Source organism: Thauera aminoaromatica S2 (assembly GCF_000310185.1).
GTDB classification, from domain to species: domain Bacteria; phylum Pseudomonadota; class Gammaproteobacteria; order Burkholderiales; family Rhodocyclaceae; genus Thauera; species Thauera aminoaromatica.
In genome coordinates, this window is the sequence record NZ_AMXD01000014.1 from 37069 (window position 1) to 46281 (window position 9213).

The 9213-nt window shown below is 67.4% G+C and carries 9 protein-coding genes; 8 read left to right on the forward strand and 1 reads right to left on the reverse strand.

Annotated elements, in window-relative coordinates; all coding sequences use genetic code 11:
• The first annotated feature begins 8 nt into the window (after positions 1-8).
• From C665_RS04230 to nqrF, 7 genes are all read left to right on the forward strand, one after another.
• Entirely contained in the window at positions 9-1208 is a 1200-nt protein-coding gene (locus C665_RS04230; protein WP_004300932.1) for an acetyl-CoA C-acyltransferase, read from the forward strand.
• A gap of 351 nt (positions 1209-1559) precedes the next feature.
• A complete protein-coding gene (locus tag C665_RS04235) occupies positions 1560-2900 on the forward strand; it encodes a Na(+)-translocating NADH-quinone reductase subunit A (protein ID WP_004300934.1) in 1341 nt (446 codons plus the stop codon).
• 2 nt (positions 2901-2902) lie between these two features.
• A complete protein-coding gene (locus C665_RS04240) occupies positions 2903-4117 on the forward strand; it encodes an NADH:ubiquinone reductase (Na(+)-transporting) subunit B (protein ID WP_004300936.1) in 1215 nt (404 codons plus the stop codon).
• A complete protein-coding gene (locus tag C665_RS04245) occupies positions 4107-4892 on the forward strand; it encodes a Na(+)-translocating NADH-quinone reductase subunit C (RefSeq protein WP_012584651.1) in 786 nt (261 codons plus the stop codon). Before C665_RS04240 ends, C665_RS04245 begins: the two co-directional genes overlap by 11 nt.
• 2 nt (positions 4893-4894) lie before the next feature.
• Positions 4895-5563 carry an NADH:ubiquinone reductase (Na(+)-transporting) subunit D gene (locus C665_RS04250; RefSeq protein WP_004300940.1) on the forward strand — a complete coding sequence of 223 codons (669 nt, stop codon included), beginning with the start codon at positions 4895-4897 and terminating at the stop codon, positions 5561-5563.
• 1 nt (position 5564) lies between these two features.
• Entirely contained in the window at positions 5565-6173 is a 609-nt protein-coding gene (gene nqrE, locus C665_RS04255; protein WP_004300942.1) for an NADH:ubiquinone reductase (Na(+)-transporting) subunit E, read from the forward strand.
• 15 nt (positions 6174-6188) lie between these two features.
• Positions 6189-7412, forward strand: coding sequence for an NADH:ubiquinone reductase (Na(+)-transporting) subunit F (nqrF, locus tag C665_RS04260; protein ID WP_004300944.1), 1224 nt, complete (start codon positions 6189-6191; stop codon positions 7410-7412).
• A gap of 141 nt (positions 7413-7553) precedes the next feature.
• On the opposite strand, the gene C665_RS04265 is transcribed toward nqrF, so the two are convergent.
• Entirely contained in the window at positions 7554-8333 is a 780-nt protein-coding gene (locus C665_RS04265) for a YdcF family protein (protein ID WP_004300946.1), read from the reverse strand.
• Positions 8334-8497: 164 nt separating this feature from the next.
• On the opposite strand from C665_RS04265, the gene C665_RS04270 reads away from it, so the two are divergent.
• Complete coding sequence (locus tag C665_RS04270; protein ID WP_004300947.1) at positions 8498-9106, forward strand: DUF2802 domain-containing protein; 609 nt, start codon at positions 8498-8500, stop codon at positions 9104-9106.
• The last annotated feature ends 107 nt before the right edge of the window (positions 9107-9213 follow it).

Genomic DNA, 9213 nt, shown 5'->3' on the forward strand with positions numbered 1-9213 from the left:
AACAGACAATGAGCAAACAGATCCAGGACGCCTACATCGTCGCCGCGGTGCGCACGCCGGTCGCCAAGCGCAACGGTGCCTTCCGCGCCGTGCGCCCCGACGACCTGCTGGCCAGGGTGCTGCGCGAGGTGGTCGCCAAGGTGCCGAATCTCGACGCGCGCGAGATCGGCGACGTCGTCACCGGGTGCGCGATGCCCGAGGCCGAGCAGGGCATGAACGTGGCACGCATCGGCCTGCTGCTGGCCGGGCTGCCCGACAGCGTGCCGGGCATCACCATCAACCGCTTCTGCGCCTCCGGCCTGCAGGCCGTGGCCGATGCCGCCAGCCGCATCCGCCTCGGCGAGGCGGACGTGATGATCGCCGCCGGCACCGAGAGCATGAGCGCGATGCCGCAGATCATGGGCAACAAGGTCAGCCTCAACCCCGAGATCTTCGCGCGTGCCGAGAACCTCTCCATCGCCTACGGCATGGGCCTCACCGCCGAGAAGGTCGCGCAGCAGTGGAAGGTGAGCCGCGAGGACCAGGATGCGTTCGCCGTCGAGTCGCACCGGCGCGCCTGCGCCGCGATCGCCGCCGGCCAGTTCGCGGACGAGATCCTGCCCTATGCGGTGAAGTCCTATGCCCCGGGTGTCGACGGCACGGTGCGCATCACCGAGCGCCTGGTCGAGCACGACGAGGGCCCGCGTCCGGACGCCGCTGCCGACAGGCTCGGCAAGCTCAAGCCGGTGTTCGCCGCACGCGGCTCGGTGACCGCGGGCAACAGCTCGCAGATGTCCGACGGCGCCGCGGCGGTGCTGCTGATGAGCGAGACCGCGTTAAAGCGCTACGACGTGACCCCGATCGCGCGCTTTTCCAGCTTCGCGGTCGCCGGCGTGCCGCCCGAGGTCATGGGGATCGGCCCCGTCGAGGCCATCCCGCGTGCGCTTGCGCGTGCCGGCGTGGCGCTGGCCGACATCGGCTGGACCGAGCTCAACGAGGCCTTCGCCGCGCAGGCGCTGGCGGTGATGCGCCAGCTCGGGATGGATCCGGCGAAGGTCAACCCGCTCGGTGGGGCGATCGCCCTCGGCCACCCGCTCGGTGCCACCGGCGCGATCCGCACCGCCACCCTGATGGCGGCGATGCAGCGCGACCCCGGCCTGCGCTACGGCATGATCAGCATGTGCATCGGCACCGGCATGGGTGCGGCGGGGGTGTTCGAGCGCGTGTGAGCGTGACCGGCGCACGGGAAGTCCATCCCCGACTTCCCTTGCGCCGAGCTTCTACCATGCTGAGCGTGAGCTGTCGTTTTGGAGGGCGCCTCGCGTGCTTCGGGAGCGCATCCCATTTGCAGCATTCTCATGCGAACGGAATTTCTTGGCCGGTTGATGGCGCGCTCGGCGTATTGTGGATTTCACCTAGTTCGCTGCCTTCGGGTATTCCCCGGCGTGATCGTCTGGTAACAATCTTTTATAATCCGCGCGTTTATCGACGCGGGACCGCCTCCGGCGTCCGGACGCCTGGCGCTCCCGGATGCGTTGACGGCGCCCGTGCCTCCAGTGGAATCAACGGGCGAGAAGCGCATGATCAGAATCAAACGCGGTCTGGACCTGCCCATCGCCGGCGCGCCCGAGCAGCGCATCGAGGCCGGCAGGCCGGTGCGCAGCGTGGCCGTCGTCGGCTTCGACTATCACGGCATGAAACCGACCATGGCGGTGCAGGTCGGTGACCGGGTGAAGCTCGGCCAGGTCCTGTTCTCCGACAAGAAAACGCCCGGTGTGGTCTTCACCGCGCCGGGTGCCGGCACCGTCAGCGCCATCCATCGCGGCGAGCAGCGCGTGCTGCAGTCGGTGGTGATCGACCTCGACGGCGATGATGCGGTCGAATTCACGCGCTACACGGACGCCGAACTCGACAGGCTCGACGACGCGACGGTGCGCAGCAAGCTGATCGACTCCGGACTGTGGACCGCACTACGCGCGCGGCCCTTCAGCAAGGTGCCGGCGATCGACGCGAATCCGCACTCGATCTTCGTCACCGCGATCGACACCCATCCGCTCGCCGCCGACCCGACCGTAGTGATCGCCGAGCACACGGACGACTTCGCTCGCGGCGTGCGTGTGCTCGCGCGCATCGCGCCGGTCGTCGTGTGCCACGCCGATGGGACCCGGATGCCCTGTTCCGGGCTGGCCGACGTGCGCACCGAGACCTTCGCCGGCCCGCATCCGGCCGGCCTCGCCGGCACGCACATCCATTTCCTCGATCCGGTGCATGCCGAGAAGTCGGTGTGGTCGCTCAACTACCAGGACGCGATCGCGATCGGCAAGCTCTTCTCCACCGGCCGCCTGTGGACCGAGCGCGTGGTGTCGATCGCCGGCCCCATGGCCGCGAAGCCGCGCCTCGTGCGCACCCGCCTCGGCGCCAACCTCGACGAGCTCGTCGCCGGCGAACTGAAGACCGGCAAGAAGGTGCGCGTGATCTCCGGCTCGGTGTTCGGCGGGCGGACCTCGCGCGGAGCCTGCGCCTTCCTCGGGCGCTACCACCTGCAGGTGTCCTGCCTGGAAGAAGGCTCCGAGCGCGAGATGCTGCACTACCTGCGCGCCGGGGCGAACAAGCACTCGGTGATGAACCTCTACATCTCCAAGCTCTCGCCGGGCAGGCTGTTCGACTTCACCACCTCGACCAACGGCTCGCCGCGCGCGATGGTGCCGATCGGGAACTACGAAGAGGTGATGCCGCTCGACATCCTGCCCACGCAATTGCTGCGCGCGCTCATCGTGGGCGACACCGACATGGCGCAGAAGCTCGGCTGTCTCGAGCTGGACGAGGAAGACCTCGCGCTGTGTTCCTACGTGTGCGCGGGCAAGTACGAATACGGTCCCATCCTGCGGGACAACCTGACCCGCATCGAGAAGGAGGGTTGAGCATGAGTCTGCGCTCCTGGCTCGACAGCATCGAGCATCATTTCGAGAAGGGCGGCAAGTACGAGAAGTACTACGCCTTGTACGAGGCCGTGGACACCGCGCTCTACAAGCCGCCCCTGGTCACCCGCAACACCGCCCATGTGCGCGATGGTCTCGACCTCAAGCGCATGATGATCACGGTGTGGCTGTGCACCTTCCCGGCGATGTTCTTCGGCATGTGGAACGTCGGCTACCAGGCCAACACCATCCTCGCCGGCAGCCCCGAGCTGATGGCCGCGCAGGAAGGCTGGCGCATCGCGCTCACCAGCGCGCTGGCCGGGCTCGATCCCGCGAGCCTGTGGGCCAACTTCCTGCACGGGGCGACCTACTTCCTGCCGATCTACCTGACGACCTTCATCGTCGGCGGCTTCTGGGAGGTGCTGTTCGCCTCGATCCGCAAGCATGAGGTCAACGAGGGCTTCTTCGTCACCTCGGTGCTGTTCGCGCTCACCCTGCCGCCCGACACCCCGCTCTGGCAGGTGGCGCTGGGCATCAGCTTCGGTGTGGTGATCGCGAAGGAAGTCTTTGGCGGCACCGGCAAGAACTTCCTCAACCCGGCGCTCGCCGGCCGCGCCTTCCTGTATTTCGCCTACCCGGCGCAGATGTCGGGCGACGCGGTGTGGACCGCGGTCGACGGCTTCACCGGCGCCACCATGTTGTCGCTCGGCGCCGCCGGCGGCATCGAGGCGGTGACCGGCGCGGGCATCGACTGGATGCGCGCCTTCCTCGGTACGGTGCACGGCTCGATCGGCGAGACCAGCACGCTCGCCATCCTGATCGGCGGTGCGGTGCTGCTGGTGATGAAGATCGCCTCGTGGCGCATCGTCTCCGGCGTCATGCTGGGCATGGTCGCCACCAGCCTGATGTTCAACGCGATCGGCTCCGACACCAACCCGATGTTCGCCGTGCCCTGGCACTGGCACCTGGTGATGGGCGGCTTCGCCTTCGGCATGATGTTCATGGCCACCGATCCGGTGTCGGCCTCGATGACCAACACCGGCAAATGGATCTTCGGTGCGGTGGTGGGGATCATGACCGTGCTGGTGCGCGTGGTGAACCCCGCCTTCCCCGAAGGCATCATGCTCGCCATCCTGTTCGGCAACCTTTGTGCGCCGCTGATCGACCACTTCGTGGTCACGGCCAACATCAAGCGGAGGCTTGCGCGCAATGTCCAATAGAGAATCCACAAGCCGAACGCTGATGGTGGCGCTCGCGGTCAGTCTGGTGAGCTCGGTCTTCGTCGCCGGCGCGGCGGTGTCGCTGAAGCCGGTGCAGGTGGAAAACCGCCTGCTCGACAAGCAGCGCAGCATCCTTTCGATTGCCGGCCTGGGCGATGCCGAGATGTCTTCGCGCGAGGTCAAGGATCTCTTCGCCGGGCGCATCAAGGCGCGCGTGGTCGATCTGCAGACCGGCGAATACACCGACGCCCACGATGCCCAGCTTTTCGACCCGCTCAAGGCTGCGCGCGATCCCAAGCTCTCCGACGCCCTCGACGGCGAGGAAGACATCGCGCTGATCAAGCGCCGCGAGCGCTTCACCACGGTCTACATGGTGGAGAAGGACGGCAAGCTCGAATCGCTGATCCTGCCGGTGCGCGGCTACGGCCTGTGGTCCACGCTGCATGGCTTCGTCGCCTTGAAGGGCGACCTCAACACCGTGGTCGGCCTCGGCTTCTACCAGCACGCCGAGACACCGGGCCTCGGCGGCGAGGTCGACAACCCGAAGTGGAAGGCGCTGTGGCCCGGCAAGGTGCTGTTCGACGCGCAAGGCAAGCCCGCGATCCACATCGTCAAGGGCGGGGTCGATCCGGCCAGCCCCGACGCGAAGCACCAGGTCGACGGCCTCGCCGGTGCCACGCTGACCAGCAACGGCGTCGACCGGCTGCTCCAGTTCTGGCTCGGCGAACAGGGCTTTGGCCCCTATCTCGCCAAACTCCGCACCCAGGGGGTCTGATCATGTCCAAGCCCACCGTCAAGGAAGTCCTCCTCAACCCCATCCTCAACAACAACCCGATCGCGCTGCAGATCCTCGGCATCTGCTCGGCGCTCGCGGTCACCTCCAACCTCAAGACCGCGGTCGTGATGTCGATCGCACTGACCCTGGTGACGGCGTGCTCGAGCATGTTCATCTCGATGATCCGCAGCCAGATCCCGAGCTCGATCCGCATGATCGTGCAGATGGTGATCATCGCCTCGCTGGTCATCGTGGTGGACCAGCTCCTGCGCGCCTACGCCTTCAGCCTGTCCAAGCAGCTTTCGGTGTTCGTCGGCCTGATCATCACCAACTGCATCGTGATGGGCCGTGCGGAAGCCTTCGCGATGCAGAACCCGCCGCTGCTGTCCTTCATGGACGGCATCGGCAACGGTCTCGGCTACAGCGCGATGCTGATCACGCTCGGCGTGATCCGCGAGCTCTTCGGTGCCGGCAAGCTGTTCGGCATCGAGATCATCGCGCTCGCCAAGGACGGCGGCTGGTACGTGCCCAACGGGCTGCTGCTGCTGCCGCCCTCGGCCTTCTTCCTGATCGGCCTGATCATCTGGGGCCTGCGCACCTGGAAGAAGGAGCAGGTCGAGAAGCCTGCCTTCCGGATGGCGCCGCAGGTCGTGGAAAAGGAGGCCTACTGAAATGGAACACCTCATCAGCCTGTTCGTGCGCTCCGTGTTCATCGAGAACATGGCGCTGTCCTTCTTCCTCGGCATGTGCTCGTTCATCGCGATCTCCAAGAAGGTCGAGACCGCGATCGGCCTGGGCGTGGCGGTCGTCGTCGTGCAGGCGATCACCGTGCCGGCCAACAACCTGATGTACAACCTGCTGCTGCGCGAAGGCGCGCTGGCGTGGGCGGGGCTGCCGGAGGTCGACCTGTCCTTCCTCGGCCTGCTGTCCTACATCGGCGTGATCGCGGCGATCGTGCAGATCCTCGAGATGCTGCTCGACAAGTACATGCCCAGCCTCTACAACGCGCTCGGCATCTTCCTGCCGCTGATCACGGTCAACTGCGTGATCATGGCCGGCTCGCTGTTCATGGTCGAACGCGACTACACGCTTGCTGAAAGCGCGGTGTATGGCGTGGGCTCGGGCGCATCCTGGGCGCTGGCGATCGCGCTGCTCGCCGGCATCCGCGAGAAGCTCAAGTACAGCGACGTGCCCGAGGGCCTGCAGGGCCTGGGCATCACCTTCATCACCATCGGCCTGATGTCGCTCGGCTTCATGTCGTTCTCGGGCGTGCAGCTCTAAGGAGACCGTGCAACGATGAATACCGAAATCATCCTCGGCATCGGGATGTTCACCGCCATCGTGCTCGCACTGGCCGTGTTCATCATCGCTGCCCGCTCCAAGCTGGTTTCGTCGGGCGACGTCACCATCGACATCAACGGCGAGAAGAAGATCGTCGTCCCCGCCGGCGGCAAGCTGCTGCAGACGCTCGCCGGCAACGGTCTCTTCCTGCCCTCGGCCTGCGGCGGCGGCGGCACCTGCGCGCAGTGCAAGTGCGTGGTCATGGAAGGCGGCGGCTCGATGCTGCCCACGGAGGAGTCCCACTTCACCAAGCGCGACGCCAAGGAAGGCTGGCGTCTGTCCTGCCAGACCCCGGTCAAGCAGGACATGAAGATCGAGGTCCCGGAAGAGGTCTTCGGGGTCAAGAAGTGGGAGTGCACCGTCGAGTCCAACCCCAACGTCGCCACCTTCATCAAGGAGCTCACCCTGCGCCTGCCCGAAGGGGAGGACGTGCACTTCCGCGCCGGCGGCTACGTGCAGCTCGAGTGCCCGCCCCACGTGGTCAATTACAAGGACTTCGACATCCAGGACGAGTACCGCGGCGACTGGGACAAGTTCAACCTGTGGCGCTTCGTCTCCAAGGTCGACGAGACCACGATCCGCGCCTACTCGATGGCGAACTACCCCGACGAAAAGGGTGTGGTGAAGTTCAACATCCGCGTGGCTTCGCCCCCGCCGGGGCGCGACGATGTCCCGCCCGGCAAGATGTCGTCCTGGGTGTTCAACCTCAAGAAGGGCGACAAGGTCACGGTGTACGGTCCCTTCGGCGAGTTTTTCGCGCGCGACACCGACCACGAGATGGTCTTCGTCGGCGGCGGCGCGGGCATGGCGCCGATGCGCTCGCACATCTTTGACCAGCTCAAGCGTCTGCACAGCAAGCGCAAGATCAGCTTCTGGTACGGCGCGCGCTCGATGCGCGAGGCCTTCTACGTCGAGGAGTTTGACAAGCTCGCTGCCGAGAACCCCAACTTCAAGTGGCACCTCGCGCTCTCCGACCCGCTGCCCGAGGATAACTGGACCGGCTACACCGGCTTCATCCACAACGTGCTGTACGAGAACTACCTCAAGGACCACCCGGCCCCCGAAGACTGCGAGTTCTACATGTGCGGTCCCCCGATGATGAACGCCGCGGTGATCAAGCTGCTGCTCGACCTCGGTGTCGAGCGCGAGAACATCATGCTCGACGACTTCGGCGGCTGAAGGCTGCCGCATCCGCGACCGCACCCGCCCGCGCATCCGCCTTCAGAGACGGGCGCGGGTTTTTTCATGAACGGCGAGACGGTCTGCCGGCGCCCTGCGGTACGACGGGGCGGTCGTCGTGTTCTGACCTCCCCGCAGGTCTCAGCGCGACCAGCGGTAGGCGAGCCGGCCCAGCAGCTCGTGCAGCGCGAACCAGGCCGCGTAGGCGGTGTTCTGGCTTGGCGCGAAAGGCAGGGGCTGGGCGTCGCCGGGGCTGTCGCCGCCGCCCAGCCAGGCCGTCGGAGCCGGGATCACGTCGAGTCCGGCGGCCTCGAACTCGGGGCGCGCGCGCTCCATGTGCATCGCGTGGGTCACCAGCAGGATCCGCTTCACCCCCGCAGCCTGCAGATGAACCGCCGAGAAACGTGCGTTCTCGCGCGTGTCGCGCGAGGCCGATTCCACCCAGCGCGGCGGCACGCCGTATTCGTCGCGCAGCAAGGCCTCCATCAGGTAGGCCTCGGGGGTGTCGCCGGCCGGTGCGCCGCCGCTCACCAGCACCGGCAGCCGGGTCTCGCGTGCGAGCGCGGCAGCGTAGCGCAGGCGCTCGAGCGCGAGCCGGTTGACCGTCTCGCCGCCGAACTCGGGCGCGTGCGTGCGCTTGCCGGCGCCGAGCACCACGATCGCCTGCGCCTCGCGCGCCCGCGCGCGATCGAGCATCTGCGGATATTCGACGCGCGCCACCAGCCACCCCACGCTCGGCGGGAAGATCAGCAGCAGGTTCAGCGCCACGCCCGCCCACGCGAGCGCCAGGCCGAGCCGAGGCCGTCGGCGCAGGGTGATCAGGCCGATCACGATCGGCAGCAGCGGCAGCACCGGTGGCAGCGCGAGCACTGCGACCAGCTTCTTGAGCCAGAAGAGCAGGGTGTCGGGGTCGAGTTCCATGGTCGGTCGGGGCGGGTTTGGCGGCGGCTGCCGCGGCCAAGTATTATCGGTGCATCGAGCCTCTGTTGCCCTCATGCGCCCTCTCCTGAACTCCCGCCGTCGCCCGCTGCGAGATCGCTGCCGATTCCGCGTGGGTGACCGTGCCTCGTGGAGGATCGCCGCTCATGCGTGAGGCCTTGTGGTCGCTGGCCCTGTTGCTGGCGGCCTATGCCGCGTTCGAGTTCCTGCGCGCGCTGCGCCTGCCGCGCGAAGGGGCGTCCGGGCTTGCCGTCGGGCCGCAGCCCGTCACGGGGACGCGGACGGCGGCGGCCGCGGCAGCCCACGACGCGAGAGATGACGAGGATGACGACTTCCTCGCCTATGCACCCTTGCCTTCCTCCGTTTCCTCCGCGGCGCCTGCAGGCGCTGCGCCTTCCGCCCCCACCTCCGCTCCTGCCGCCTCTTCCGGCGCCGCCGAGGCCGAGGCGGCCGCCGCAGCGCGCTTCGAGCTCGAGCTCGAGAACTCCCGGCTGCGCCAGGCACTGCAGGCGCAGCGGGACCTGGTGGCGCTGCAGCAGACCGAGATCGATCGTCTGGTGGAGGACATCGCCGCGTTGCGCGACGAACTGGACGCCCAGGCGTCGTCCGTCGCCAGCTCGCCCGAATACTCCGAAGCCATGGTGCTCGCCAGGCAGGGGCTTAACGCCGAGATGATCGCCGTGCGCTGCGGCATCACCCTCGCCGAGGCCGAGCTGGTCCTCGCACTCGGGCGCGGTGCGGAAGGGCACGGATGAGGCTGCCGCGCTTTCCGGCCACCCGCTCCGCGCTGCCGCGCGGCTCGCCGCGGCGCGCAGCGCTGCTCCGCGCAGCCGCGGCGCTGGCCGCCGCTCTCGTGCTGTTG

Bases quoted from the DNA above. Each gene is read 5' to 3' on its own strand.
- nqrE (WP_004300942.1), top strand. From the start codon at position 5,565: ATGGAACACCTCATCAGCCTGTTCGTGCGCTCCGTGTTCATCGAGAAC.
- C665_RS04245 (WP_012584651.1), top strand. From the start codon at position 4,107: ATGTCCAATAGAGAATCCACAAGCCGAACGCTGATGGTGGCGCTCGCG.
- C665_RS04240 (WP_004300936.1), top strand. From the start codon at position 2,903: ATGAGTCTGCGCTCCTGGCTCGACAGCATCGAGCATCATTTCGAGAAG.
- nqrF (WP_004300944.1), top strand. From the start codon at position 6,189: ATGAATACCGAAATCATCCTCGGCATCGGGATGTTCACCGCCATCGTG.
- C665_RS04235 (WP_004300934.1), top strand. From the start codon at position 1,560: ATGATCAGAATCAAACGCGGTCTGGACCTGCCCATCGCCGGCGCGCCC.
- C665_RS04265 (WP_004300946.1), bottom strand. From the start codon at position 8,333: ATGGAACTCGACCCCGACACCCTGCTCTTCTGGCTCAAGAAGCTGGTC.
- C665_RS04270 (WP_004300947.1), top strand. From the start codon at position 8,498: ATGCGTGAGGCCTTGTGGTCGCTGGCCCTGTTGCTGGCGGCCTATGCC.
- C665_RS04230 (WP_004300932.1), top strand. From the start codon at position 9: ATGAGCAAACAGATCCAGGACGCCTACATCGTCGCCGCGGTGCGCACG.
- C665_RS04250 (WP_004300940.1), top strand. From the start codon at position 4,895: ATGTCCAAGCCCACCGTCAAGGAAGTCCTCCTCAACCCCATCCTCAAC.